Raw genomic sequence first — 25,204 nt, forward strand, 5'->3', positions numbered from 1 at the left:
TGATCCCTTGCCGCAACCCCTGCCCACTCCAGCTCTTCGCCCCTCGGCCTGCCCGGGGTTGTGGCGTATCGTGCAGGCGCTGGACGGCGGCATTTCACGCATCAAGCTCGACGCCGGCACCCTGAGCGCGGTCCAGGCACACGCAGTGGCCGATGCCGCCGAGCGCTTTGCCGGCGGCGTGATCGAGGTAACCAACCGCAGCAACCTGCAGATTCGCGGCATCGGTGCCGACCACGCCGGGCTGGTGGCATGCCTGCTCGACGCCGGCCTGGGCCCGCGCCAGGCGGCGGGCGACGATGTGCGCAACCTGATGCTCAGCCCGGCGGCCGGTCTCGACCCGGCCATGCTGTTCGACAGCCGGGCGCTGGCGGGGCAGATCCTCGAATCGCTGCAGACCTGCGAGCGCTTTCATCAGTTGTCTGCCAAGTTCGCCGTGCAACTGGACGCTGGCGAAGACCTGGCCATGCTCACCCACCCCCACGACCTGTGGCTGTCGGCACTGCGCCTGGACGGCGAGGTGTGGCTGGCCTTTGGCCTGGCCGGCTGCCCGGCCGAGGAGGGTGCGCTGGGCGCGGTGCCGCTGGCCGATGGGCACGCGCTGGTGCTGGCGGTGTTGCAGCGGTTTCTCGACCTGGCCACTGCGCAGCAGGCGCGCATGCGCCAGTTGCTGGCCGAATGCGGCAGCGAGGCTTTCGTGCAGGGCCTTGGCGTGGCGCTGCGCCGCGACCACGCGGTGCTGGGCTGGCGCCGGCCGCGACGTGACCAGGCCCGCCATCTGGGTGTCTACCCACAGCGCCAGACGGGCAGGGTCGCGGTGGGCGCCGCCGCACCGCTGGGGCGCCTGAGCGCCGCGCAGTTGCGTGGCGCCGCGCACCTGGCCAGCAGCCTGGGCGACGCCAGCCTGCGCATGACGCCCTGGCAAAGCCTGCTGCTGCCCAATCTTGCCGCCACCGACGCCGAGCAGGCGCTGGCCGGGCTGGCAGCGCTGGGTTTGCTGTGCGACCCGGCGCAGCCGCTGGCGCGCATGGTGGCCTGCACCGGTTCGGCCGGCTGCGCCAAGGCCCTGGCCGACACCAAGGCCGACGCCGTGCAGCTGGCGGCGCTGCTGCGCGAGCCGGGCCCGGTGGCCGGCATTCACCTGAGCGGCTGCGCGCGTTCCTGCGCGCTGGCCCACCGTGCACCGGCCACCCTGCTGGCGGTCGGGCCCGGGCATTACGACCTGTATTTTCACGACCCGGCGCAGCCGGGCCTGGGCGCCCCTGGCGGGCGCAACCTGACATTGAAAGAAGCGGGCGCGCAACTCGACGCCCGCCTACGGAGCAACCCCGATGATTGATTACATCCGCGACGGCCAGGAGATCTACCGCAACTCCTTCGCCATCATTCGCCAGGAGGCTCGCCTGGAGCGGATCCCGGCCGACCTGGAAAAACTCGCGGTGCGGGTCATCCATGCCTGCGGCATGGTCGAGGTGGTCGACAAGCTGCGCTTCAGCGAAGGCGCCGGCAAGGCCGGGCGCGAGGCGCTGGCCAACGGTGCGCCGATCCTGTGCGATGCGCGCATGGTCGCCGAAGGCATCACCCGTGCACGCCTGCCGGCCAACAACGAGGTGATCTGCACCCTGCGCGACGACAGCGTGCCGGGCCTGGCCAAGGAGCTGGGCAACACCCGCTCGGCGGTGGCCCTGGAGCTGTGGCGCCCGCACCTGGAAGGCAGCGTGGTGGTGATCGGCAATGCGCCGACCGCATTGTTCTACCTGCTCGAGATGATCGATGCAGGGGCGCCGAAGCCTGCGCTGATCCTCGGTTTCCCGGTCGGTTTCGTCGGCGCGGCCGAGTCCAAGGCGATGCTCGCGGCCGACAGCCGTGGCGTGCCGTTCGTGATCGTCGAGGGCCGCCTGGGCGGCAGCGCGATGGCAGCAGCGGCAGTCAATGCCCTGGCCACGGAGGTCGAATGATGCAGCCACGCGGACGACTGCTTGGCCTGGGCGTGGGCCCCGGCGACCCCGAACTGATCACGGTCAAGGCGCTGCGCCTGCTGCGCGAGGCGCCAGTGGTGGCGTATTTCGTGGCCAAGGGCAAGCGCGGCAATGCCTTCGGCATCATCGAGGCGCACCTGCAGCAGGCGCAGACATTGCTGCCGCTGGTGTACCCGGTGACCACCGAGGCACTGCCGGCGCCGCTGTCGTATGAGCAGGTGATCAGCGACTTCTACGACGGCGCCAGCCTGGAAGTGGCCGCGCACCTGGATGCCGGCCGCGACGTGGCGGTGATCTGCGAAGGCGACCCGTTCTTCTATGGCTCCTACATGTACCTGCACGACCGCCTGGCCGAGCGCTACGAGGCCCAGGTGATCCCCGGCGTGTGCTCGATGCTCGGTGGCGCCTCGGTACTCGGCGCGCCGCTGGTGTATCGCAACCAGAGCCTGTCGGTGCTGTCGGGCGTGCTGCCGGCCGACGAGCTCAAGCGCCGCCTGGCCGATGCCGACGCGGCGGTGATCATGAAGCTGGGGCGCAATTTCCCCAAGGTGCGCCAGGTGCTGGCCGAACTGGGCCTGGCCGAGCGAGCGCTGTACGTGGAGCGCGCGACCATGGCCAACCAGAAGATCGTGGCGCTGGATGCGGTCGACCCGCAGTCCTCGCCATACTTCTCGCTGATCATCGTGCCGGGTGAACGGTGGCAAGGGTGATGACATCTCACGCACCGGCCATCGTGATCCTGGGCAAGGGCAGCCTGGCCACTGCCCGCAGGCTCCAGCAGCTGTACCCCGATGCATTGATCCACGGCCTGGCCGGGCGGGTCGAGGGCACGGACCGCAGCTACCAGGACTTCGGCGCCACCCTGCGCCAGTTGTACCAGCAGGACACACCGATCATTGCCCTGTGCGCCGCCGGCATCGTGATTCGCAGCCTGGCCAGCGTGCTGCTGGAGAAGGGCGCCGAACCGCCGGTACTGGCCGTGGCCGAAGACGGCAGCGCCGTGGTGCCGCTGCTGGGCGGGCTGGGCGGGGTCAACGGGCTGGCTCGCGAGATCGCCGCCGGCCTCGGCGTGGCGCCGGCCATCACCACCAGCGGCGAGCTGCGCTTCGGCACCTGCCTGCTCAACCCGCCCAGTGGTTATGCGCTGGCCGACCTGGAGCTGGGCAAGCGTTTCGTGTCCGACCTGCTGGCCGGTGAAAGCGTGCGCATCGATGGCGCCGCGCCGTGGCTCGAACAGGCGCAACTGCCGCAGAGCGAGCAGGCGCAGCTGGCCATTCATGTGGGCTGCGATGCACGTGAGGCCGACGCCAACGAGCTGGTGATCTACCCGCGCTGCGTGCTGGTGGCCGTGAGTGCCCAGGTGCCGGAGCTGGCCGCGGCGGTGCGTGCGGCGCTGCACCGCGCGAAGATCGCCGAGCCGGCATTGGCCTGCCTGCTGGCGGCCGACAGCGAGATGGCCAGCCCGGCGTTGCACGCGGCAGCGGCCGAGCTGGGCGTGCCGTTGCGCTTCGCCCCGGCCGCCGGCAGCGTTGCCGAGCTGGCCGCGCAGGCCTGGCCGCAGTTGCTGGCGCCGCAGTGCGCAGGCGAGGGCGTGGCGATTGCGGTGGCCGGCCAGCCGATCGACCCGCAACGGATCGGGCGCGCCCGTGGCCGCCTGGCGGTGATCGGCCTGGGCCCGGGCGCCGCCGACCTGATGGTGCCGGCGGTCAAGGCCGAGCTGGCACGCGCCAATGACGTGCTGGGTTATGAAACCTATGTGCGCATGGCCAGCCCGTTCCGCGCCGATCAGGTGCTGCACTGCACCGACAACCGCGAAGAAATGCAGCGCGCACGGCATGCCTTCGAGCTGGCCGTGCAAGGCCGCTCGGTGGTGGTGGTATCGTCGGGCGACCCGGGCGTGTTCGCCATGGCAGCGGCGGTGCTCGAAGCCCTGCACGAGTCGACGGACCCGCAGTGGCACAGCGTCGAGCTGCAGATGCTGCCGGGCGTCTCGGCCTCGCTGGCCACCGCCGCGCAGGCCGGTGCGCCGCTGGGGCATGACTTCTGCGTGCTGTCGCTGTCGGACAACCTCAAGCCCTGGGACATCATCGAGAAACGCCTGGACCTCGCCTGCCAGGCCGACCTGGCGCTGGCCTTCTACAACCCGATCTCGCGCTCGCGGCCCTGGCAGCTGGGGCGTGCCCTGGAGATCGTGCGCCAGCACCGCACGCCGGCCACCCCGGTGGTGCTGGGCCGTGACATCGGCCGCCCCGGCCAGACCCTGCGCACCCTGACCCTGGGCGAGCTGACGCCAGAGCAGGTGGACATGCGCACCATGGTGCTGGTGGGGTCGTCCACCACCTGCGCCTTCGCGCGTGCCGACGGTGGCGAGTGGGTGTACACGCCGCGTTGGTATGGCGCCGGCCGCCCTGGATAGCCACAGGGTCTCGTAGGGAAAGAAAGGTGCGCCTGGAAACGGGCGCACCTTTTTTCATGCAGGCCCGGTGATAGTTTGCAGTGGCCTGGCTGTGCCGCGGCAAACCAAAACTGAACAAGGATGATGTTATGGATAACTCGACTGTGTTTCCCTGCGCGGAAAAAAGCGCTGAATTCTTCAGCAACCTGGAAGTACCGGATCTTCAGCATTCGCCGCTGTCCATGCGCGGGCTGCTGGCCAGTGAAGGGCTCGATGACGAAACGGGCGAAGTGGCACTGATGACCAGCGAAGGCCCGACGATTCTGACCTTTGCCGACAAGCTGTCGGCGGACAAGCGCCAGATGGCCAAGGACGCCACCCTGTTCGCCGAGATGGTGGCCAACACCTCGGGCAGTATCCAGGAGCGGCCCCTGCAATGGCTGGCAGCCTACCGGGAGGCCATGCTGCACGCCGGCTGGTTCATGACCAGTTCGGACCGTCAGAGCTACAACACCAGCAAGCGCGACATCACCATGGACAGCGTGGTGCTGGAAATCGTCGCCTCGGTGGCCGGTGGCAACGCAGCCGCCATGATCCCGCTGGTTTCCAGGGCCCTCGACAAGCTCAAGGGCGACGAGGACATGATCACCCTGTTCAACAACAACAGCACCGGCGCGAGCAAGGACAGTTGCCGCATTCTGCCGTGCCTTGAAACGGATAACGGCGAAGCCGTGACACTGTTCATCGGGCTTGAATACAACAAGCGTACCGACAAGGGCGGCGCACTGTTCTGGAAGTGGGACAACGAAACCATGGACATCACTCAGGTGGCCACCATGGTCAACTGGAACGAACGTGTCTATCAGCGCAACAAAGACGACATCCACGACTACATGGGTATTTCCTCGGATAACTTCTTCAGGAAAATCAAGAAGAAGTAATTCTACCGGCACCGGTGTCAAGGCGCCGGTGCCGCTATCCTCAAGGAGTCGAGGCATGGCAATGCAGTACGAGACATGGGTCAATGGTGCGCAGCTGATTTCATTTCCCGGCGGGTTGAGCGCACCGGACAGGGATGATGTATTGAACTCCCACTTGCTGGCGCAGGTGTCGGCCAACCAGGACGGCCTGGTCACCGCCAACCCCCGGGCCTGGTTCAAGCGCAATGTGGACGGCCTGGGCCAGCTCATGTGGAGCACCCAGACCGTGCAGTCCGATGTGTCCAGGTTCGCCGGCCTGGATGACCTGAGCATCGTCGCGCTGGTGACCAGGCACCTGAAGAAGAAGTTGCCTGCGGCCATCGTGCGGCAGATGACCGACATGCTGGAGCAGATTTGCGAACTGGCCTACGAGCACCCGGCGCGCCAGCTGTTTCGTGCCCAGGTGCTCGCGCACAGCCAGGCCAGCCAGCGCACGGCGATCAACTTCCAGCTCAGTGCGTGTACTGCGCCAGACCAGGTGTTCAGCCTGTTTGTGAGCCTGGCGCTGGTGGTGCCGCTTCAGCAGGACTTTCTGCACCAGACGTTCTGCGGGGTCGACAGCCCGGGCGACGCGCTGTTCTTCTACAGCCACAAGCAGTTGTCGGTTGCGCGCTATGCGCGACTGCGCGACATGACAGTGGCAGCCCTGGAGGACGATGCCGTTGTGCTCAGGCGGGTGGTGCCGCAGGCCAAGGCCAAGGCCGACTGCTCGCTGCAAGGGGGCACCCATGACCTCCACTGAACGTTCGCAGGTGATCGGCGACAACCGGGTGTCGTTCGGTGAGGGCATGGACCCTGCCGACATGCAGGACATGATGGACCTGATGGTGTACGCCGAGATGTACGCCAGCAAAGCGGTTGGTCAGCATGCCTCGCCGCAGGCCTGGAATGAGTTCCACCATGCCTGCCTGCTGCGGCATGGTTGCCGCCTGATCAGCTTTCTGTCGTCGGTGTCCACGGCTGCCCACGACCTGGCGCAGGTGCGTGCCTTCGAGGTCACGGTGGTACAGCGGGACGCCGAGGTGCTGTTTCACCAGGTGATCAGCCAGTCGCTGCGCGACCTCGACCTGGAGACCAAGGCCCGACGCCACTTCGAGTCTTCGGCCATGCCCAGGCGCGACGTGGAGAAGGCCATGCACTGCAAGGTCACGCCCTGTTTCACCGATCGACGCAACCAGCCCATGCTGTGTTTCTGCGGGCTGGTGATGCGCTTTGAAGTGGACGTCGAACACGGCTTTCTGACCGATACCTACCGGCGCTACGTGACCCTGACGCCCCATGGTGGCTGCTACCTGTTCGATCGCCAGGCGTACGCGAGCCATCGCACGTTCGTACTGGCCCAGACCCGGGCACTCTCGGAAGGTTTCTTCCAGGACCGGTAGGGGCTAGAGCACCAGGTAGCCCTTGATCCCGGTGAAGATGATCTGCGCCGCCAGGGCGCACACGAACAGGCCCATCAGCCGGCTGACGATCTGCAGGCCCTGGTCGCCAAGCAGCCGTTCGATGCGGTGCGACAGAAACAGCACCAGGCCAACGGTGAAGCTGGCCAGGGCGATACTCACGATGGCCAGCAGCTTGTCGTCCCAGTGCGGCTGGCTGACGCCCATCACCAGCAGCGCACCGATGGTGCCGGGGCCGACGGTCAGCGGGATGGTCAACGGCACGATGGTCACGTCCTGCTGCACGTTGTCGGTGTTGACCGCCGACTTGCCCTGGGCCATGCCCAGCGCCGAGATGAACAGCACGCTGCCGGCGCCGATGCGAAACGCGTCGGGGGTGATGCCGAAGATGCCGAAGATTGCCCGCCCGAACAGGTACAGCAGCACGCTGGCGATCAGTACCGCCAGCGCCACGCGCCAGGCCAGCTGCTTGCGCTCCTTGCTGGAGTGGCCGCGGGTCAGGCTGATGAAGCAGGACAGGACGAAGAACGGGCTGTAGAGCACGAGCATCTTCAGGTAGACGCTGAACAACTCATGGAGCATGGCGTGGGCTCGCGGCAAAGGGGGCGTTGGGCAAGTGTATCAGTGGGGGACGGGCGCGTTGTCGGGCTGCTCGTGGGGCTTGCGGTGGGCCACCCAGTATTCGATCAGTTCGCGCAGTTGCGACAGCTCCACCGGCTTGGCCATGTGCCCGTCCATGCCGGCCTGGCGTGCGCGCTCCTTGTGCTCGGCCAGGATGTGCGCGGTCAGCGCCACCACCGGCGTGCGCGGGCGCAGGCTGACCGCCTCCCAGGCGCGCAGCTGCTGGGTGGCCGAGAAACCGTCCAGCACCGGCATCTCGCAGTCCATCAGCACCAGGTCGTAGCGCTGCGCCTTCATGGCCTGCAGGGCTTCCTCGCCGTTGCTGGCGGTGTCGGGCTCCAGGTTGAGCTTGCCGAGCATGCCGCGGATCACCTTGGTGGAGATGTTGTTGTCTTCGGCCACCAGGATGCGGAAGTCGGCGGGCACGTCCAGCGGGGTGGCCAGGCTGGGCGGCTGCATGCCGAGCATCTGGCCCTTGCTGCGCTGGGCCAGTTCTTCGGCCAGGGTGGTCTTGAGGGTGTAGCCGGCCACGGGCTTGGCCAGGATGCGCTTGACCCCGGCGTTGCGGGCGATGACCTTGCTCGGCGCATTGGTGATGCCGGTGAGCATGATGATCAGGATGTCGTGGTTCAGGCTCGGATCTTCCTTGATCTTGGCAGCCAGTTGCATGCCGGTCATGCCGGGCATGTTCTGGTCGAGCAGCACGGCATCGAAGTAGTCACGCAGGTGCGCCTTGGTGCGCAGCAGCGCCAGGGCTTCCTTGCCCGAGGGCACGGCGCTCACGTTCATGCCCCAGGCGCTGCACTGCTGCACCAGCACCTTGCGGCAGGTGTCGTTGTCGTCCACCACCAGCACCCGGGCATCGCGCAGCGGGCCGTCGAGGTCGGCGGCGGGCTGTTCGAGGCGCTGCGGGTCCAGCGGCAGGGTCATCCACAGGGTGTTGCCCTGGTTGTGGCTGGTCTTGATGCCGAACTCGCCCTGCATCAGGGCGATCAGTTGCTTGGCGATCACCAGGCCCAGCAGGCCGCCGAGCTTGTTGCTCGACAGCACGTGCTCGCTGTGCAACTCGGCCTGCAGCAGTGCCTCGCGCTCGCTGGGCGGGATCGGTTCGCCGCTGTCCTGCACGGCCAGGCGCAGGCGCGGGCTGCTGCCGCGCTGGTCCAGTGCCACCACCAGCAGGATCTCGCCCTGCTCGGTCTTTTTCAGGGCGTTTTCCAGCAGGCTCAGCAGGGCCTGGCGCAGGCGCGTGGGGTCACCGCTGATGACCCGCGGCACCTGTGGCTGGGTGAAGCTGATCAGTTCGATGTTCTGCTGTTCGGCCTTGGCCCTGAAGATGCTCAGGCAGTCCTCGATCAGGGCGTTGAGGTCGAACTGCACGTCATCCAGCTCGATCTGGCCGGACTCGAGCTTGGAGATGTCGAGGATCTCGTTGATCAGGGTCAGCAGCTCGTTGCCGGCACTGTGGATGGTCTGTACATAGTCGCGCTGCTTGACCGACAGCGGGGTGCCCAGCAGCAGTTCGGTCATGCCCAGCACACCGTTCATCGGGGTGCGGATCTCGTGGCTGATGCGTGCCAGAAACTCTGCCTTGGCGTTGATTTCGGCGGTGCTGGCGGCCAGCTCGCGGCTGGCGCTGAAGCGCGCCTCGCTGATGCTGCGCAGGCGCTCGCCCAGGGCCATGTTGAGCAGAAGGCCGGTGAAGGCGGTGAACCCCAGCAGGATGAACAGCAGCCATTCGGTGGGGGTGCGGGTAAGGCCCAGCAGCGCCGGCAGCACCACCAGGCAGCCCAGGTTGAACACCAGCATGGCCAGGCTGAACAGGCGCGCCGGGGCGAAGCCGCGCACCCAGTGGCAAACGGCCGTGATCAGCATGCTCAGGCTGGCCAGGGCCACCAGCGCGTAGGTGGCCAGGTTCAACGGCAAGGTGTCGACGAACAGCAGCAACAGGCCGCCGATGGCGATCAGCAGGATCTCGCCTTGCAGCAGGCGGGCCAGGCGCGGCTGCTGCAGGGGGGCGAAGAAGCGCAGGGTGAAGGCCAGCCCGCAGAGGCTGGCGAGCAGGGCGGTGAGGTAGGCGGCCGGGGTCTGCGAAGTCTGCCAGAGGTTCCACGGCCCGCTCAGGTTGAGCAGGATCAGCGCGCTGAGCAGCATCAGGCTGTGGTAGCCGGCCAGCCACAGGCTGCTGGTGGAGCGCGAATAGCCGAAGCGCACCAGGTTGTGCAGGATCAGCATGCCCATGCAGCCGAACAGCAACCCGAACAGCAGTGGCTGGCGCTGGTCGGCGGCGGCGCTCACGGCGGGCATCAGGCTGATGCCGGGCCGCAGCTGGTGCTCGGAGACCAGCCGCAGGTAGAGGTCCTGGGCCTGGTCGCTGCTCGGCACCGCCAGCAGGTGATCGTTGGTGGTCAGGCTCACCGGGCCGTTGGTGTCCGGGCGGCCGTTGTGGGACTGCTCGATCAGCCGGGCGCCGTCGACCACATACAGGTTCAGGTGCGACAGGTCCGGGGCGAACAGGCGCAGTACCTGTTCGGGCTGGTGTGGGGGCAGGTGGTAATGCAGCCAGAGCGCCTGCTGGGGCTCGGCGGCATCGAGCTGGTTGAGCTCGATGGGACTGAACTGGTTACGGTAACGCTCGGAACGGATGTCGCTCAGTTGCAGGTTGGCCTGATCGTCGAGCAATACCGACCACCCACTGCCCGAATCGGCCGTGGCCGGGAACAGGCAGAGCAGAGTCAGCAGGCTGACGGTGAGTCCAATGGCAATCCTGAGCCAACGCACGAGATATCCCTTCCTAGCCAAATGCCGGTTTGCAACTATGCGCGGCGTGCCAAGCCGAAGGCAAGGCCCCTTTGGAGCCTTGCCGTGTCAGCTTACTCCTGGTGCTCGCCACGTTCACGGGCGATGGCGCGGTAGCCGATGTCGGTGCGGTAGAAACTGCCGTCCCACTCGATTTCGGCGGCCAGGCGGTAGGCCTGCTGCTGCGCGGCTTCGACGGTCTCACCCAGGGCAGTGGCACACAGTACGCGACCACCGCTGGTGACCACCTGGCCGTCCTTGAGGGCGGTACCGGCATGGAAAACCTTGCCGGTGAGCTTGGCTGCGGCGTCCAGGCCGCTGATCGGTGCGCCCTTGGCGTAGTCGCCCGGGTAGCCGCCGGCGGCCAGTACAACGCCCAGGCTCGGCTGCGGGTTCCACTGCGCTTCGACCTTGTTCAGGGCCTTGGCGAACGCCGCTTCGATCAGCAGCACCAGGCTCGATTCCAGGCGCAGCATCACCGGCTGGGTTTCCGGGTCGCCGAAGCGGCAGTTGAACTCGATGACCTTGGGGTTGCCGGCCTTGTCGATCATCAGCCCGGCATACAGGAAGCCGGTGTACACGTTGCCTTCGGCAGCCATGCCGTTGACGGTCGGCCAGATCACCTGGTCCATCACGCGCTGGTGGACCTCGGCGGTGACCACCGGGGCTGGCGAGTAGGCGCCCATGCCGCCGGTGTTGGGGCCGGTGTCGGCGTTGCCGACGCGCTTGTGGTCCTGGCTGGTGGCCATCGGCAGCACGTTCTGCCCGTCGACCATGACGATGAAGCTGGCTTCCTCGCCGTCGAGGAACTCTTCGATGACCACGCGCGAACCGGCGTCGCCGAAGGCATTGCCGGCGAGCATGTCGCGTACCGCGTCCTCGGCTTCAGCCAGGGTCATGGCGACGATCACGCCCTTGCCCGCGGCCAGGCCGTCGGCCTTGATCACGATCGGTGCGCCTTTTTCGCGCAGGTAGGCCAGGGCCGGCTCCACTTCGGTGAAGTTCTGGTAGTCGGCGGTCGGGATCTTGTGACGGGCCAGAAAGTCCTTGGTGAAGGCCTTGGAGCCTTCCAGCTGCGCCGCGCCCTTGGTGGGGCCGAAGCAGTCCAGGCCGCGGCTGCGGAACAGGTCGACCACGCCGGCCACCAACGGGCCCTCGGGGCCGACGATGGTCAGGGCGACGTTCTTCTCGGCAAAGTCGGCCAGTTGGTCCAGGGCGGTGACGTCGATGTCGACGTTCTTGCACTTGGCTTCGGTGGCGGTGCCGGCGTTGCCGGGGGCGACGAAGACAGTCTCGACGCGAGGGTCCTGGGCAACTTTCCAGGCCAGGGCGTGTTCGCGGCCGCCGCTACCGATGATCAAAACGTTCATGTCAAAACCTCGATGACGCTAATTCGGAGAGTAACTGTAGGAGCCGGCGTTGCCGGCGAAGGTCGCACCGCGTTGACCGGGCGGGCCCATTCGCCGGCAACGCCGGCTCCTACACGCAGTGGATCAGTGACGGAAGTGGCGCATGCCGGTGAACACCATCGCGATGCCGGCTTCGTCGGCCGCGGCAATCACCTCGGCATCACGCATCGAACCGCCTGGCTGGATCACCGCAGTGATACCCACCTTGGCCGCGTTGTCGATACCGTCGCGGAACGGGAAGAACGCATCCGAGGCCATGACCGCACCCTGTACCTGCAGGCCGGCATGCTCGGCCTTGATCGCGGCAATGCGCGCCGAGTTCACGCGGCTCATCTGGCCGGCGCCGACACCGATGGTCTGGCGGTTCTTGGCATAGACGATGGCGTTGGACTTGACGTACTTGGCCACTTTCCAGGCGAAGATCAGGTCGTGGATTTCCTGCTCGGTCGGCGCACGCTTGGTCACCACCTTCAGGTCGCCCTCGGTGATCATGCCGATGTCGCGGCTCTGTACCAGCAGGCCGCCGGTGACGCGCTTGTAGTCCCAGGCAGCGGCACGCTCGGCCGACCACTGGCCGCACGCCAGCAGGCGCACGTTGGCCTTGGCGGCCACCACGGCGCGGGCTTCTTCGCTCACGCTCGGGGCGATGATCACTTCGACGAACTGACGCTCGACGATGGCCTTGGCGGTTTCGGCATCCAGCTCGCGGTTGAACGCGATGATGCCGCCGAAGGCTGATTCGGTATCGGTGGCGTAGGCCAGCTCGTAGGCCTGGCGGATGCCGCCCTCGGCGTCCGGGCTGACGGCCACGCCGCACGGGTTGGCGTGCTTGACGATCACGCAGGCCGGCTTGACGAAGCTCTTGACGCATTCCAGCGCGGCGTCGGTGTCGGCCACGTTGTTGTACGACAGCTCCTTGCCCTGCAGCTGGGTGGCGGTGGCGATGCCGGCCTCGCTCGGCTTGGCCTCGACGTAGAACGCCGCGCTCTGGTGCGGGTTCTCGCCGTAGCGCATTTCCTGGGCCTTGACGAACTGGCTGTTGAAGGTGCGCGGGAACTGGCTGCGGTCTTCGGTGCTCAGGGTGTCGGCCGACTGGTTCACGGTGCCCATGTAGTTGGCGATCATGCCGTCGTAGGCGGCGGTGTGCTCGAACGCCTTGAGCATCAGGTCGAAGCGCTGGGCGTAGGTCAGGCCACCGGCCTTGAGGCTCTCGAGTACCTGGCCGTAGTCGCTGGCGTTGACCACGATGGCCACGTCCTTGTGGTTCTTGGCCGCCGAGCGAACCATGGTCGGGCCGCCGATGTCGATGTTCTCGATGGCGGTCGGCAGGTCGCAGCCCGGCTTGGAGATGGTGGCTTCGAAGGGGTACAGGTTGACGGCGACCAGGTCGATCGGCTTGATCCCGTGCTCGGCCATGATGGCGTCATCGGTACCGCGACGGCCGAGGATGCCACCGTGGATCTTGGGGTGCAGGGTCTTGACCCGGCCGTCCATCATTTCGGCAAAGCCGGTGTAGTCGGCAACTTCCACCGCGGCGACGCCATTGTCCTGGAGCAACTTGAAGGTGCCACCGGTGGACAGGATCTCGACGCCGAGCTGTTGCAGCTCACGGGCGAATTCGAGGATTCCGGTCTTGTCGGAAACGCTGATCAAGGCGCGGCGGATCGGCAGGCGGGTAGTCTGGTCGGTCATTTCAGATTCCATAACGCGGTGGAGTCAGCAAAAAAGGCGACCTCATCGAATGGGAGCCGCCTTTTCTGGTGTGGATTCGTTGTTACAGCAGATCGTACTGCTTGAGCTTCTTGCGCAAGGTGCCCCGGTTGAGCCCCAGCAGCTCGCTGGCCTTGGTCTGGTTGCCCTTGACGTAGTTCATCACGCTTTCGAGCAAGGGTGCCTCGACTTCAGAGAGCACCAGGTTGTACACGTCCGTGACAGCAGCGCCCTCGAGGTGCGCAAAGTAGTTGTGCAGCGCCTTCTCCACGCTCCCGCGAAGGGTCTGGCCCTCTTCGCTCGGGGTGTTCAGGTGCTGTTTCAGGTTGACGTTGTCGCTCACGGGCGTTGTTCCACTCACTAAAGTCTCGGTCATCATCGTCATGCGGCCACCCCTTGTCCGTCCTCTGTCTCAAGGCTCTGTTCACGTTCGCGGAAAAACTCGCGAACGTCGGCGCACTGCGCGTGTGTTTCTTCCAAACCATTGAAGCGGGCGCGAAACTCCCTGGCGCCCGGTAACGTTGCCAGGTACCAGCCCACATGCTTGCGGGCGATACGCACACCCATCACATCGCCATAGAAGGCGTGCAGCGCGGCCAGGTGCTCCAGCAGAATTCGTTCCACTTCAGCCAACTGCGGTGCCGGCAACAGCTCGCCGGTGCGCAGGTAGTGCTCGACCTCGCGAAAGATCCACGGCCGCCCCTGGGCGGCGCGGCCGATCAGCAGGCCGTCGGCGCCGGTGGCGTCGAGCACCTGTCGGGCCTTTTGCGGCGACGTGATGTCGCCATTGGCAAATACCGGTATCGACACCGCCTGCTTGATGGCGGCGATGGTGTCGTACTCGGCGTCGCCGGTGTACAGGTCGGCACGGGTGCGGCCATGTACGGCCAGTGCCTGAATGCCTGCCTGCTCGGCGATCTTCGCCACGGTCAGGCCATTCTTGTTGTCCCGGTCCCAGCCGGTGCGGATCTTGAGGGTAACGGGTACGTCCACGGCGGCGACCACCGCCTGGAGGATCTCGTTGACCAGCACTTCATCCTTCAATAAAGCAGAGCCTGCAGCTTTGTTGCAGACTTTTTTTGCCGGGCAGCCCATGTTGATATCGATGATCTGCGCGCCGGCCTCGACATTGGCCCGGGCCGCGGCCGCGAGCATCTGCGCGTCACCGCCGGCGATCTGCACCGAGCGGGGCTCGGGATCGCCATCGTGAATCATGCGCAGGCGCGACTTGCGGCTGTTCCACAGGCTCATGTCGCTGCTGACCATTTCGGACACCACCAGGCCTGCGCCCATTCGTCGGCACAGCTGACGAAAAGGCTGGTCCGTGACCCCGGCCATAGGGGCAAGGATCAGGGCGTTCTGCAGTGTGTATGGGCCGATGCGTACCGCCGACATAGGAGTTCCCTGTTGTGGGGGCCGATCTTAGAGTTCGAAAAAGGGTGGGCATGATACCCGCTCTCGGTGACCGGATAAAGGTCGATCTGGATAAAATATGAACAGTTTGAGCGGCAAGCGACAAGCTTCAAGCCCCAGCCAAAAGCAGGAGTGGCGTGATACCGCGCTTTTCTCTTGCCGCCTGAAGCTTGCCGCTGGTCGCTGGGTTTACTCCGGCGAGCGGAAGCTCAGGCTGTAGTTGACCGCCTTCGGGCCCGGATCGAGGATGTCCAGGGCGATGTGGATCGGGGTCTGGCTGGGCATTTCGGCCTTGCCGGCCAGCTCGCCGCTCAGGTACTCGCCGGGCTTGAAGCGACGGCTGGCGATCAGTTGGCCGTTGAGGTCGGCAAACCGCAGCTCCAGCAGCGGGAATGGCTGCGAGAAGGGCGCACGATTGTAGATGATCGCGTCCACGATCAACGCGCCGGCAAAGTCCGGGTGGCTGCGGACCACCAGGTTGCTGCTCTTGATGCGGGCGATGTCGACCTTGGAAGGCACTTCGCAGCCCAGTTGCGGGCACAGCTGCTGGAACCAGGGGCGGTACTGGTCCTGGCGGGCCAGTTCGTCGAAGTGATAGGCGATGTACTGGCCAGCCAGTGCCGCGCCAGCCAGCAGAGTCAGCAGCGCCCACAGCAGGCGCCGGCCCCAGTGGCTGCGCGGCTTCTGCCAGTCGAGCTGCAGCGGGTCGTCGACGATGTCGACCAGCGCCGGCTTGCGTGGCGAGCGTGCGGCCATCGGGCCAAGGTCGGGTTCGTGGCGGGTATTCGGGGCGTCGTCGAACGCCGGGTCCGGCGCGTCGGGCTCATCGCCCGGGTCGCGTGCCGAAAGGTGCTCGGCCACCACGTCGGGGTCGTGGAGGGGCTGCTCGCGCAGCGGGGGCTCGTCATCCAGGCCGTCCAGGTCCAGCGACAGCGAGGGTTCGGTGCGCTCGCCCGGCAGCGCCACGGTAGCCGGGACGGGTTCGTCGACCAGCGGCGGCTGCGGCGTTGCCTGGGCTTCGCGTTCGTCGGCCGGGCTGCTGAACAGGCTGTCGGTGTACGAGGTGTCGTCCGGGCCGTCGCGCTGGGCGCTGAGGCTGTCCTCGCGGCGTGGCGCCAGGTCGAAGTCTTCGGCCTGGCTGCGCTTGAACTCGCTGATCGGCTGGATTTCGCGTTGCTCCAGGCGGGCGAGTTCCTGGTCGAGGTCCAGTTGGTCGAGGTCGACGTCCAGCGCGCTGGCCGTCCATTCGCGCTGGCTGATCGGCGCGGGCTGCGGTGCATGTTCGGTTTCGGCCACCGGCGCAGGCAACGGCGTTGCCGGCGGCAGCGCGGGGGCGACCTGCAGCGCCTGTTGCGCTGCACTCTGCTCCAGCAGCTGCTTGGCGGCGTTGAATACCTGCAGGCAATTGCCGCAGCGCACTACCCCGCGGGCCACACTCAATTGAGTGTGGCTGACGCGAAAGCTGGTCTGGCAATGCGGGCACTGGGTGACGAAACTGTCGGTCATGCGGCGGTCCGGGTTGTGCAGAGTTGTAGTCTAGGCGCAGTTAGCGCCGGCGACCACTGATGCGTACCCAGCCATCGCGCACGGCGATCGGGTCCAGGTCGAAGTCCTTGGCGTAGGCGGCGGCCACTTCATCGCCCTGTTCGGCGAGGATGCCCGACAGCGCCAGCAGGCCGCCGGGGCGTACCAGGCCGGACAGCTGCGGGGCCAGCGAGACCAGCGGGCCGGCGAGGATGTTGGCCACCAGCACGTCGGCCTGCATGGCCGGCATGTCCTGGGGCAGGTACAGGTCGAACAGCACGTCGGCGATGCCGTTGCGCCCGGCATTGTCGCGCGAGGCCTCGATGGCCTGCACGTCGATGTCGGTGCCCACCGCCTTGCGTGCGCCCAGCAGCAGCGCGGCGATGGCGAGGATGCCTGAGCCGCAGCCGAAGTCGAGTACTTCAGTGCCGTTCAGGTCCTGGCCGTCGAGCCATTCCAGGCACAGGGCGGTGGTCGGGTGGGTGCCGGTGCCGAACGCCAGGCCCGGGTCGAGCAGCAGGTTGACGGCGTCCGGCTCGGGGGCGGCGTGCCAGCTGGGCACGATCCACAGGCGCTGGCCGAAGCGCATGGGCTGGAAGTTGTCCATCCAGCTGCGTTCCCAGTCCTGGTCTTCGATCACTTCGGCCTGGTGCTCGGGCAGGGCGGCCCCGGTCAGCAGTTGCAGGTGGGCAAACACTGCCTCGGGTTCGGCGTCGGCTTCGAACAGGGCCAGCAGGTGGGTGTGCGACCACAGCGGGGTGGTGTTGAGGTCCGGTTCGAAGATCGGCTGGTCTTCGGCGTCCATGAAGGTGACGGAGACGGCGCCGACTTCGAGCAGGGCATCTTCGTAGGTTTCGGCTTGTTCCGGGCTGATGGCCAGACGTACTTGCAGCCAGGGCATGGCGGGCACCTTTGGGTAATTCGTGGAGGGCAGCCGCTGGGGGCTGCGCGAAGCGCGCCAGTTTACTTGAGTGCGAGGGGTTTGTATCGGGGGCGCTGCAGTGTCTGTACTGGCGTGATCGCGGGTCAAGCCCGCTCCCACAGAGACGGCAGTGATCCTTGTGGGAGCGGGCTTGACCCGCGATCGGGCTGCAGAGCAGCCCTCGAGACACAAACCGGTGCTGGTCAGTGCCCGCGCAAAAACGCCAGCAGCCGCGCATTGACCTGCTCGGCCGCTTCCAGCTGCACCATGTGCCCCTGGCCCGGCAGTATCGCCACCTCGGCTGGCAGGCCGTCCACATGGGTGGCCGGGATGATCGCGTCATCGCTGCCCCACAGCACCAGCGTCGGCTGCTGCGCCACCACCGGGCGCAGATCGTGACGCTGCACGCCGTCGCTGGCCAGTGCGTCGGCCAGTTGTCGCAGGGCCTCGTCCACCCCCTCCAGGCGCTTGAACCTGAGCATGTCCTCGAGCATCTGCCGGGTCACCAGCCCGGGGTCGGAGAACAGCTGCGTCATCTGCGGCTTCAGGGCGTTGCGGTTGGCCGCCGCAACGATGCCCTGCAGGTAGCCGCCATTGATCTCGCGCCCCAGCCCGGCGCTGGCGATCAGGCTCAGCGACTGCACCCGCGCAGGTGCCAGCCGCGCCAGGTTCAAGGCCACCGCACCACCCATGGAGTGCCCGGCCAGGTGCACGCGCCCCAGGTCCAGGTGATCGAGCAGGGCCAGCACGCTCTGGCTCAGCTCATCCAGGTCGCCGCGTTGCAGGTGCTTGCCCGACTCGCCATGCCCGGGCAGGTCGAGGGCGATCACCCGGCGCTCGGCGGCCAGCGCCGGGTGGTTGAACATCCAGTTGTTCAGGTCGCCGCAGAAGCCGTGGATCAACACCAGCGGCGTACCACCTTCGCCGAGGTCGAAGTAGCGCACCCGGTGCCCGTCCAGCTCGACTTTCTGCGGCGCCGGGCCGCTGTCCTGCTCGGCGCTGTCACCGGGCACGAACTCGGCCTGAAAGCGCTGCACCACCGCATCGATCTGCGCGTCGCTGGCCTCGCCCTCGACCACCACGGCCAGCAGCGCCCCCACTGCCAGGGTTTCGTCGGGCCTGGCGATCTGACGTCGCAGCACGCCGCTGAACGGGGCCTCGACGCTGCTGGAGATCTTGTCGGTCTCCACGTCCAGCACCTCGTCGCCCTTGCTGATGTGCTCGCCTTCCTGCTTGAGCCAGGTGTCGATGCGCCCCTCGGTCATCGACAGGCCCCACTTGGGCATGGTCAGGGTATGGATCTGGCTCATGCCGCGTCCCTCCCTTTCATCACTGTGTGCACGGCAGCCTCGATCTTGGCGGCGGTGGGGATGTAGAGGTCTTCCAGCGCGTCGGAGAACGGCACCGGGGTGTGCGGCGCAGTGACCATCTCGATCGGGCCCTTGAGTGCGCCGAAGGCTTTCTGCGCCACCAGCGCACTGATGTCGGTGGCCATCGAGCAGCGCGGGTTGGCTTCGTCGATCACCACCAGGCGGCCGGTCTTTTCCACGCTTTCGAGAATGCTGTCTTCATCCATCGGGCTGGTGGTGCGCAGGTCGAGCACCTCGCAGTCGATGCCCTGGCGTGCCAGGTTGGCCGCCGCCTCCATGGCCAGGTGGACCATGCGCCCGTAGGTCACCAGAGTGATGTCGTCGCCGTCACGCAAGAAGTTGGCCTCGCCGAACGGCACGGTGTAGACCTCTTCCGGCACTTCGCCCTGCAGGCTGTAGAGCAGCTTGTGCTCGCAGAAGATCACCGGGTCGTTGTCGCGGATCGCCTGGATCAGCAGGCCCTTGGCGTCATACGGCGACGACGGGCACACCACCTTCAGGCCCGGGATGTGGGTCCACAGCGAGGTGAGCATCTGCGAGTGCTGGGCGGCGGCGCGCAGGCCGGCGCCGACCATGGTGCGCATCACCAGCGGGGTGACCGCCTTGCCGCCGTACATGTAGCGAAACTTGGCTGCCTGGTTGAGGATCTGGTCCAGGCAGCAGCCGGCAAAGTCGACGAACATCAGTTCGCACACCGGGCGCAGGCCCTGGGTGGCGGCGCCGACCGCTGCGCCCACATAGCCGATTTCCGATAGCGGCGCGTCCAGCACGCGGCCGGGGAACTGCCCGTAAAGGCCCTTGGTGACGCCGAGCACACCGCCCCAGGCGTCATTCTCGCCCGGTGCACCGGCACCGCCGGCGACGTCCTCGCCAATGATGAACACCGTGGGGTCGCGGCGCATTTCCTGGGCCAGGGCTTCGTTGATGGCCTGCTGGTAGCTGATTTTTCTCGCCATGATGATTCTCCGATTGTTCTTGTTGTAAGGGCAGCGTGCTCAGGGGTAGGCGACGTACACGTCGCTGAGCAGGTCGGCAGGCTGGGGCTTGGGGTCGGACTTGGCGCGGCGCACGGCGTCTTCGATCAGGTCCTCGACCTGGGCATCCACCAGGTCCAGCTGGGCGTCGCCGAGCAGCCCGGCGCGGGTGGTGCGCTGGCGGAACTGCATCAGGCAGTCGCGGGTTTCGCGCAGGTTCTTCACCTCGTCCGGGGCGCGGTAGGTTTGCGCGTCGCCTTCGAAGTGGCCGTAGTAGCGGGTCAGCTTGACCTCCACCAGCGACGGGCCCTGGCCGCTGCGGGCACGCTCGATGGCGGCGCCGGCCGCCTCGTGCACGGCAAAGAAGTCGTAGCCGTCGATGGTCACCCCGGGCATGCCGAAGCCGGCGGCGCGGTCGGCGATGTGGTCGCACGCCACCGACCAGTTGGAGGCGGTGGCCTCGGCGTAGCCGTTGTTCTCGGCCACGAAGATGCACGGCAGGTTCATGATCGCGGCCAGGTTCATGGCCTCGAACACCGCACCCTCGTTGGAGCCGCCGTCGCCGAAGAACACCACGGCCACGTCATCGGTGCCCTTGAGCTTGGCCGCCAGGGCAGCGCCGGCCACCAGGGGCGCGCCGGCGCCGACGATGCCGTTGGCGCCGAGCATGCCCTTTTCCAGGTCGGCGATATGCATCGAACCGCCCTTGCCGCCGCACACGCCGGTCTTCTTGCCGTAGATCTCGGCCATCATGCCGTGCACGTCCACGCCCTTGGCGATGCAGTGGCCGTGGCCGCGGTGGTTGGAGGCGATGCAGTCGCTGTCGCGCAGGTGCGCCATGACCCCGGCGGCCGACGCCTCTTCGCCGGCATACAGGTGCACGAAGCCTGGGATCTCGCCGGTGGCGAACTCGATGTGCAGGCGCTCTTCGAAGGCGCGGATGGTGCGCATGACCCGGTAGGCATGCAGGAGTTGCTCGGTGTTCAGGTGAGTGGACATCTTGTTGTTCTCCAGGGTTGTCTCAGCACTGAGGGTGCGCAGGGTGTTGCGGGTGTTCGCGGCCTACCGCCAGCAGGCGATGGCGGGCGGCGAAGGCCAGTACGGCCTCCACGTCGATGCTCAGGGGGCCGTGGGCGTCGAGGGTGACGGTGGGACGGTCGTGCTCGCTGAACTCGATCTCGCGCTCGCCGTCCAGCGCCAGGGTGCCGCTGGACAGGCTCAGGGAGTAGGCGACGCCCGGTGCCAGCGGGCCGGCAGCGGTGATGCCGCAGCCTTGCACCAGGCCAGGGGCCAGCGGCGCCAGCAGCGCCTGTTCGGCCTGGCCGTTAAGACGCACCCAGGCGCCTTCGGCGGCGTGGCGCGACACCGGGCACCACAGCCCGCACAGCGCCGAGAGGCCGATGGCATGGGGTTCGGCGAAGGTGGCGAAGACTTCGGCAAGGTCTTCGGCGCGGCTCAGGGCGCGGGCGCCGATGAAGCGCTGCGGCGACACCGCGACTTCCACCAGCGCCCATTCGCACAGCTCCCGCGCCGGGTCGCGCACCAGCAGGCGCTTGTTGCGGCGCAGGCCCACCTGGGCCGGGATGCGCCCGGCGGCGAACAGCCCGCCGGCCAGCCCGGCGCTGGTGGCCTCGCGCAATTCGGGGAAGGCGTTGTTGGTACCGGTGGAAAGGGTCAGCAGCGGAATGTCGCCGACCTCGGCGGCCACCGCCTTGTGGGTGCCGTCGCCGCCGAGCACGGCGATCAGTGCGACCCCGCGGGCGAGCATCTGGCGCGCGGCCAGGCGGGTGTCCTCCACGGTCTGGTGCAGCGGCATGTCGAGGATGTCCAGTTGCGGCCAGCGCTGGCCGGCGGCCTGCGGGCCGTTGCTGGCCTTGAGCACGGCGGCGGCGATGCCGGTCATGTCCGGCGGCAGCAGCACGCGCCGGATGCCGGTGGCGGCGAAGGCGGCCAGCAGGCGTTGCACGGCCGAGGCCTTGTCGGTGCTGGAGTACAGGCCGGCGCTGGCGGTAAGCCTGCGCAGGTCGCGGCCCGAGGCCGGGTTGACGATGATGCCCACGGTGGGGGCGGGATGGCTCATGGCGCACCTCTGGTTCTTGTGTACCAGGGCTGGAGCAAGGGTGGTGCCAGGTTGGGTGAAAGGCTTGACCCAGAGCCTTTGCGCAGCATTCCAAGGGCGTACTCGCGGGGTGTCGGCAAGACGCTGCGTTGCAGTGCGGGCAGCGCCGCGGCGAGACGCCGAGACGCTGCGTCTCACGGCGCCGCTTGCCCAGGCGGTGCTTGTCGGGGCCTGGCAAACGGCGCTTAATGGGCCGCATAACGACAAGAACACGAGAACCGGAGGCCCCATGCTTGCCGCGAACTCCAGAGCCCACGTCGACTGTGTCAGCCGTGTGCTCAAGAATGCCGACCGCCAGCCCCAGGCGCCGGTACCGCCGTTGATCCTCGACTCCTGGCGCCGCTCGATGGAGCAGCACCGCCTCGACCCTTCCTCGCAGCAAGGGCCGCGCATCCTGTCGCAAACCCTGCTCAACGAATGCCGCGAACGCGCCGAGCTGTTCATGCGCATTGCCAGTGATGCGGTGGCGCGCCTGCACGAGCGGGTGCGCGGTGCCGACTACTGCGTGCTGCTGACCGACGCGCAGGGTCGCACCATCGACTACCGCGTCGACGCCGCGCTGCGCAACGACTGCCGCAAGGCCGGCCTGTACCTGGGCACCTGCTGGTCGGAAGGCGAGGAGGGCACCTGCGGGGTGGCGGCGGTACTGACCAGCCAGGTGCCGGTCACGGTGCACAAGCGCGATCACTTTCGCGCCGCGTTCATCGGCCTGACCTGCTCGGCGGCGCCGGTGTTCGACCCGCAGGGCAAGCTGCTGGGGGTGGTCGACGTGTCGGCGCTGCAGTCGCCGGACGACCGGCGCAGCCAGCACCTGATCCGCCAACTGGTGGTGCAGACCGCGCGGGAGATCGAGAACGCGTTTTTCATGCACAACGCCCAGGCGCATTGGGTGCTGCGGGCGCACAGCGCGCCGGGGTATGTGGACAGCCAGCCGGACTTTCTGCTGGCCTGGGATGCCGACGGACGCCTGCAGGCGCTCAACAGCCTGGCGCGCTCGGCATTGCTCTCGCGCTACGGCGAGCTGCCGGCGCATATCGGCCAGCTGTTCGACCTGGACCAGTTGCGCGCGGTGACCGACGAGTCGGCCCAGCGCCTGAGCTGGCGCGCCGATGGCGATGCGCTGCATGTGCGGGTCAGCTCGCCACAGCGTTCGGCGCGGGTGGTGCCGGTGCCGGGCGGGGTGGATGCACGGGTGGAGGAAAGCCTGCGCCTGGCGGTGCGGGTCAAGAACTGCAACCTGGCGGTGCTGGTGGTGGGCGAGACCGGTGCGGGCAAGGAGGTGTTCGCGCGCCAGCTGCATGAACGCAGCGCGCGGGCCGGCAAGCCGTTCGTGGCGCTCAACTGCGCGGCGATTCCCGAGAGCCTGATCGAGAGCGAGCTGTTCGGCTATGTGGCCGGGGCGTTTACCGGGGCCTCCAGCAAGGGCATGCGCGGGCTGCTGCAGCAGGCCGATGGCGGCACGCTGTTTCTCGACGAGATCGGCGACATGCCGCTGGCCTTGCAGACCCGCCTGCTGCGGGTGCTGGCCGAAGGCGAGGTGGCGCCGCTGGGTGCGGCCAGGCGCGAGCGTGTGGATATCCAGGTGATCTGCGCCACGCACCGCGACCTAGCGGCGCGGGTGGCCGACGGGCGCTTTCGCGAAGACCTGTACTTTCGCCTGGCCAATGCGCGCTTCGAGCTGCCGCCGCTGCGCGAGCGCAGTGACCGGCTGGCCTTGATCAACCGCTTGCTGGCCGAGGAGGCGGCCGGTTGCGGGGTGGACGTGGGCTTGAGCGAGGCAGCGCTGGAGTGTCTGCTGGGGTATCGCTGGCCGGGTAACCTGCGCCAGTTGCGCCAGGTGCTGCGTTACGCCTGCGCGGTGTGCGCCGGTGGCACGCTGCAGTTGCAGGACCTGCCGGCGGATGTGCGCGGGGCGCAGGTGCAGGGCCAGGTGCAAACCAGCATGAGCCCGCAGCGCCAGGTGCTGCTGGAGGCGCTGGTACGCCATCGCTGGAAACCGGGGGAGGCGGCCAAGGCGCTGGGTATTTCGCGGGCCACCTTGTACCGGCGGGTGCATGCGCATGGCATCGAGATGCCGCGCATGGGGCAGCATTAGGCGGCGCGCCTTCGCCGGCAAGGCCGGCTCCTACAGATTCGACGTTCCCCTGTAGGAGCCGGCCTTGCCGGCGAAGAAGGCAACACAAAAAAAAGACCCCGGCACCAGGCCGGGGTCTTTTTCACATCACACCTGCATCACTCGTCGTTGGCGAGCTTGTGTTCCAGGTAGTGAATGTTCACGCCACCTTTGCAGAAACCTTCATCGCGCACCAGTTCGCGGTGCAGCGGGATGTTGGTCTTGATGCCGTCGACGACGATCTCGTCCAGCGCATTGCGCATGCGCGCCATGGCTTCGTCACGGTCCTTGCCGTAGGTGATCAGCTTGCCGATCAGCGAGTCGTAGTTCGGCGGTACCGCATAGCCACTGTACAGGTGCGAGTCGACGCGAACGCCGTTGCCGCCCGGTGCGTGGAAATGCTTGACGGTACCCGGGCTTGGAATGAACTTCTTCGGGTCTTCGGCGTTGATCCGGCACTCCAGCGAGTGACCGCGAATCACCACGTCATCCTGGGTGAACGACAGCTTGTTGCCAGCAGCGATGCTGAGCATCTCCTTGACGATGTCGATACCGGTGACCATCTCCGAAACCGGGTGCTCCACCTGAACACGGGTGTTCATTTCGATGAAGTAGAACGCGCCGTTCTCGTAGAGGAACTCGAAGGTGCCGGCACCACGGTAGCCGATGTCGATGCACGCCTTGACGCAGCGGGCGAAGACTTCCTGGCGGGCCTTTTCGTCGATACCCGGGGCTGGCGCTTCTTCCAGCACCTTCTGGTGGCGGCGCTGCAGCGAGCAGTCGCGGTCACCCAGGTGCACGGCGTTGCCCTGGCCGTCGGACAGTACCTGGACTTCCACGTGACGCGGGTTGGTCAGGAACTTCTCCAGGTACACCATCGGGTTGCCGAAGGCGGCGCCGGCTTCGCTGCGGGTCAGCTTGGCCGAGGCGATCAGGTCCTCTTCCTTGTGCACCACGCGCATGCCGCGACCACCACCGCCACCGGCGGCCTTGATGATCACCGGGTAGCCGACTTCACGGCCGATGCGCAAGGCTTCTTCCTCGTCTTCCGGCAGCGGGCCGTCGGAACCCGGAACGGTCGGTACGCCGGCCTTGATCATCGCGTCCTTGGCCGACACCTTGTCGCCCATCAGGCGGATGGTGTCGGCCTTGGGGCCGATGAAGGCGAAGCCGGAGTTCTCGACCTGCTCGGCGAAATCGGCGTTTTCCGCGAGGAAACCGTAGCCTGGGTGAATGGCGGTGGCGCCGGTCACTTCAGCGGCTGCGATGATCGCCGGGATGTGCAGGTAGGAGTGGGTGGCCGAAGCCGGGCCAATGCATACCGATTCGTCGGCCAGGCCCAGGTGCATCAGCTCGCGGTCGGCGGTGGAGTGCACGGCGACGGTCTTGATGCCCATCTCTTTGCAGGCGCGCAGGATCCGCAGGGCAATTTCCCCGCGGTTGGCGATCAGGACTTTTTCCAACTTGGCTGGCATCGTTGGT

Annotated in this window: 21 protein-coding genes; 8 read left to right on the forward strand and 13 right to left on the reverse strand. The window is 67.1% G+C overall.

All coding sequences use genetic code 11. From position 1 onward, the window contains the following. Window positions 1–7: 7 nt before the first annotated feature. The 7 genes from cobG (at window position 8) to NJH59_RS22370 (ending at window position 6,733) form a co-directional block, all read left to right on the forward strand. Complete coding sequence (gene cobG / locus NJH59_RS22340; RefSeq protein ID WP_263010596.1) at window positions 8–1,336, forward strand: precorrin-3B synthase; 1,329 nt, start codon at window positions 8–10, stop codon at window positions 1,334–1,336. Then, window positions 1,329–1,955: a precorrin-8X methylmutase gene (locus NJH59_RS22345; protein WP_054916150.1), complete on the forward strand. Its 627-nt coding sequence runs from the start codon at window positions 1,329–1,331 to the stop codon at window positions 1,953–1,955. The genes cobG and NJH59_RS22345 overlap by 8 nt, the downstream gene beginning before the upstream one ends. Then, window positions 1,955–2,686, forward strand: a complete 732-nt coding sequence (locus NJH59_RS22350; protein WP_054916149.1) for a precorrin-2 C(20)-methyltransferase — start codon at window positions 1,955–1,957, stop codon at window positions 2,684–2,686. The genes NJH59_RS22345 and NJH59_RS22350 overlap by 1 nt, the downstream gene beginning before the upstream one ends. Next, the gene (gene cobJ / locus NJH59_RS22355; RefSeq protein WP_196932986.1) at window positions 2,686–4,392 is read left to right on the forward strand and encodes a precorrin-3B C(17)-methyltransferase; all 1,707 of its coding nucleotides are present in this window, start codon (window positions 2,686–2,688) and stop codon (window positions 4,390–4,392) included. The genes NJH59_RS22350 and cobJ overlap by 1 nt, the downstream gene beginning before the upstream one ends. A 128-nt stretch (window positions 4,393–4,520) precedes the next feature. Next, window positions 4,521–5,312 (forward strand): hypothetical protein, encoded by a 792-nt coding sequence (locus tag NJH59_RS22360; protein WP_253087329.1) that lies wholly within the window; start codon window positions 4,521–4,523, stop codon window positions 5,310–5,312. A gap of 55 nt (window positions 5,313–5,367) precedes the next feature. Beyond that, entirely contained in the window at window positions 5,368–6,093 is a 726-nt protein-coding gene (locus tag NJH59_RS22365) for a hypothetical protein (RefSeq protein ID WP_253087330.1), read from the forward strand. Continuing rightward, window positions 6,080–6,733, forward strand: coding sequence for a hypothetical protein (locus NJH59_RS22370; protein ID WP_043860476.1), 654 nt, complete (start codon window positions 6,080–6,082; stop codon window positions 6,731–6,733). The genes NJH59_RS22365 and NJH59_RS22370 overlap by 14 nt, the downstream gene beginning before the upstream one ends. Before the next feature lie 3 nt (window positions 6,734–6,736). Here NJH59_RS22370 and NJH59_RS22375 read toward each other — a convergent pair whose 3' ends face one another. From NJH59_RS22375 to NJH59_RS22430, 12 genes are all read right to left on the reverse strand, one after another. Beyond that, window positions 6,737–7,333 carry a MarC family protein gene (locus NJH59_RS22375; RefSeq protein ID WP_043860475.1) on the reverse strand — a complete coding sequence of 199 codons (597 nt, stop codon included), beginning with the start codon at window positions 7,331–7,333 and terminating at the stop codon, window positions 6,737–6,739. Window positions 7,334–7,372: 39 nt separating this feature from the next. Beyond that, window positions 7,373–10,150 carry a hybrid sensor histidine kinase/response regulator gene (locus NJH59_RS22380; RefSeq protein WP_043860474.1) on the reverse strand — a complete coding sequence of 926 codons (2,778 nt, stop codon included), beginning with the start codon at window positions 10,148–10,150 and terminating at the stop codon, window positions 7,373–7,375. A gap of 92 nt (window positions 10,151–10,242) precedes the next feature. Next, window positions 10,243–11,538: a phosphoribosylamine--glycine ligase gene (purD, locus tag NJH59_RS22385; protein ID WP_043860473.1), complete on the reverse strand. Its 1,296-nt coding sequence runs from the start codon at window positions 11,536–11,538 to the stop codon at window positions 10,243–10,245. Window positions 11,539–11,661: 123 nt separating this feature from the next. Next, complete coding sequence (purH, locus tag NJH59_RS22390; protein WP_058541562.1) at window positions 11,662–13,269, reverse strand: bifunctional phosphoribosylaminoimidazolecarboxamide formyltransferase/IMP cyclohydrolase; 1,608 nt, start codon at window positions 13,267–13,269, stop codon at window positions 11,662–11,664. Window positions 13,270–13,351: 82 nt separating this feature from the next. Next, window positions 13,352–13,672 (reverse strand): DNA-binding transcriptional regulator Fis, encoded by a 321-nt coding sequence (gene fis, locus NJH59_RS22395; RefSeq protein WP_003186237.1) that lies wholly within the window; start codon window positions 13,670–13,672, stop codon window positions 13,352–13,354. Beyond that, window positions 13,669–14,682 (reverse strand): tRNA dihydrouridine synthase DusB, encoded by a 1,014-nt coding sequence (gene dusB, locus NJH59_RS22400; RefSeq protein WP_043860471.1) that lies wholly within the window; start codon window positions 14,680–14,682, stop codon window positions 13,669–13,671. Before dusB ends, fis begins: the two co-directional genes overlap by 4 nt. Before the next feature lie 207 nt (window positions 14,683–14,889). Then, window positions 14,890–16,206: a DUF3426 domain-containing protein gene (locus tag NJH59_RS22405; protein ID WP_253087331.1), complete on the reverse strand. Its 1,317-nt coding sequence runs from the start codon at window positions 16,204–16,206 to the stop codon at window positions 14,890–14,892. Between the two features lie 40 nt (window positions 16,207–16,246). Further along, on the reverse strand, window positions 16,247–17,125 hold the full coding sequence (gene prmA, locus NJH59_RS22410) for a 50S ribosomal protein L11 methyltransferase (protein WP_253087332.1): 879 nt from the start codon (window positions 17,123–17,125) through the stop codon (window positions 16,247–16,249). 224 nt (window positions 17,126–17,349) lie between these two features. After that, window positions 17,350–18,456, reverse strand: coding sequence for an acetoin dehydrogenase dihydrolipoyllysine-residue acetyltransferase subunit (locus NJH59_RS22415; protein WP_116052632.1), 1,107 nt, complete (start codon window positions 18,454–18,456; stop codon window positions 17,350–17,352). Further along, window positions 18,453–19,472: an alpha-ketoacid dehydrogenase subunit beta gene (locus NJH59_RS22420; protein WP_058541559.1), complete on the reverse strand. Its 1,020-nt coding sequence runs from the start codon at window positions 19,470–19,472 to the stop codon at window positions 18,453–18,455. The genes NJH59_RS22415 and NJH59_RS22420 overlap by 4 nt, the downstream gene beginning before the upstream one ends. Window positions 19,473–19,511: 39 nt before the next feature. Continuing rightward, window positions 19,512–20,489 (reverse strand): thiamine pyrophosphate-dependent dehydrogenase E1 component subunit alpha, encoded by a 978-nt coding sequence (locus tag NJH59_RS22425; protein WP_043860466.1) that lies wholly within the window; start codon window positions 20,487–20,489, stop codon window positions 19,512–19,514. 22 nt (window positions 20,490–20,511) lie between these two features. Further along, window positions 20,512–21,570: an NAD(+)/NADH kinase gene (locus NJH59_RS22430; RefSeq protein ID WP_088514168.1), complete on the reverse strand. Its 1,059-nt coding sequence runs from the start codon at window positions 21,568–21,570 to the stop codon at window positions 20,512–20,514. A 268-nt stretch (window positions 21,571–21,838) separates the two neighbouring features. On the opposite strand from NJH59_RS22430, the gene NJH59_RS22435 reads away from it, so the two are divergent. Further along, window positions 21,839–23,704, forward strand: a complete 1,866-nt coding sequence (locus tag NJH59_RS22435) for a sigma-54-dependent Fis family transcriptional regulator (RefSeq protein ID WP_253087333.1) — start codon at window positions 21,839–21,841, stop codon at window positions 23,702–23,704. A gap of 137 nt (window positions 23,705–23,841) precedes the next feature. Here NJH59_RS22435 and accC read toward each other — a convergent pair whose 3' ends face one another. Further along, window positions 23,842–25,197: an acetyl-CoA carboxylase biotin carboxylase subunit gene (accC, locus tag NJH59_RS22440; protein ID WP_043860463.1), complete on the reverse strand. Its 1,356-nt coding sequence runs from the start codon at window positions 25,195–25,197 to the stop codon at window positions 23,842–23,844. Window positions 25,198–25,204 lie beyond the last annotated feature (7 nt).

The sequence above is a fragment of the Pseudomonas sp. VE 267-6A genome (assembly GCF_024126555.1).
GTDB classification, from domain to species: domain Bacteria; phylum Pseudomonadota; class Gammaproteobacteria; order Pseudomonadales; family Pseudomonadaceae; genus Aquipseudomonas; species Aquipseudomonas palmensis.

What these genes read in the sequence shown, in the direction of transcription:
- NJH59_RS22420 (WP_058541559.1), bottom strand. Translation starts at nt 19,472, where the DNA reads ATGGCGAGAAAAATCAGCTACCAGCAGGCCATCAACGAAGCCCTGGCC.
- purH (WP_058541562.1), bottom strand. Translation starts at nt 13,269, where the DNA reads ATGACCGACCAGACTACCCGCCTGCCGATCCGCCGCGCCTTGATCAGC.
- NJH59_RS22375 (WP_043860475.1), bottom strand. Translation starts at nt 7,333, where the DNA reads ATGCTCCATGAGTTGTTCAGCGTCTACCTGAAGATGCTCGTGCTCTAC.
- cobJ (WP_196932986.1), top strand. Translation starts at nt 2,686, where the DNA reads ATGACATCTCACGCACCGGCCATCGTGATCCTGGGCAAGGGCAGCCTG.
- NJH59_RS22430 (WP_088514168.1), bottom strand. Translation starts at nt 21,570, where the DNA reads ATGAGCCATCCCGCCCCCACCGTGGGCATCATCGTCAACCCGGCCTCG.
- NJH59_RS22360 (WP_253087329.1), top strand. Translation starts at nt 4,521, where the DNA reads ATGGATAACTCGACTGTGTTTCCCTGCGCGGAAAAAAGCGCTGAATTC.
- NJH59_RS22435 (WP_253087333.1), top strand. Translation starts at nt 21,839, where the DNA reads ATGCTTGCCGCGAACTCCAGAGCCCACGTCGACTGTGTCAGCCGTGTG.
- purD (WP_043860473.1), bottom strand. Translation starts at nt 11,538, where the DNA reads ATGAACGTTTTGATCATCGGTAGCGGCGGCCGCGAACACGCCCTGGCC.
- fis (WP_003186237.1), bottom strand. Translation starts at nt 13,672, where the DNA reads ATGACGATGATGACCGAGACTTTAGTGAGTGGAACAACGCCCGTGAGC.
- NJH59_RS22350 (WP_054916149.1), top strand. Translation starts at nt 1,955, where the DNA reads ATGCAGCCACGCGGACGACTGCTTGGCCTGGGCGTGGGCCCCGGCGAC.
- NJH59_RS22415 (WP_116052632.1), bottom strand. Translation starts at nt 18,456, where the DNA reads ATGAGCCAGATCCATACCCTGACCATGCCCAAGTGGGGCCTGTCGATG.
- prmA (WP_253087332.1), bottom strand. Translation starts at nt 17,125, where the DNA reads ATGCCCTGGCTGCAAGTACGTCTGGCCATCAGCCCGGAACAAGCCGAA.
- NJH59_RS22370 (WP_043860476.1), top strand. Translation starts at nt 6,080, where the DNA reads ATGACCTCCACTGAACGTTCGCAGGTGATCGGCGACAACCGGGTGTCG.
- NJH59_RS22345 (WP_054916150.1), top strand. Translation starts at nt 1,329, where the DNA reads ATGATTGATTACATCCGCGACGGCCAGGAGATCTACCGCAACTCCTTC.
- dusB (WP_043860471.1), bottom strand. Translation starts at nt 14,682, where the DNA reads ATGTCGGCGGTACGCATCGGCCCATACACACTGCAGAACGCCCTGATC.
- NJH59_RS22365 (WP_253087330.1), top strand. Translation starts at nt 5,368, where the DNA reads ATGGCAATGCAGTACGAGACATGGGTCAATGGTGCGCAGCTGATTTCA.
- accC (WP_043860463.1), bottom strand. Translation starts at nt 25,197, where the DNA reads ATGCCAGCCAAGTTGGAAAAAGTCCTGATCGCCAACCGCGGGGAAATT.
- NJH59_RS22425 (WP_043860466.1), bottom strand. Translation starts at nt 20,489, where the DNA reads ATGTCCACTCACCTGAACACCGAGCAACTCCTGCATGCCTACCGGGTC.
- NJH59_RS22405 (WP_253087331.1), bottom strand. Translation starts at nt 16,206, where the DNA reads ATGACCGACAGTTTCGTCACCCAGTGCCCGCATTGCCAGACCAGCTTT.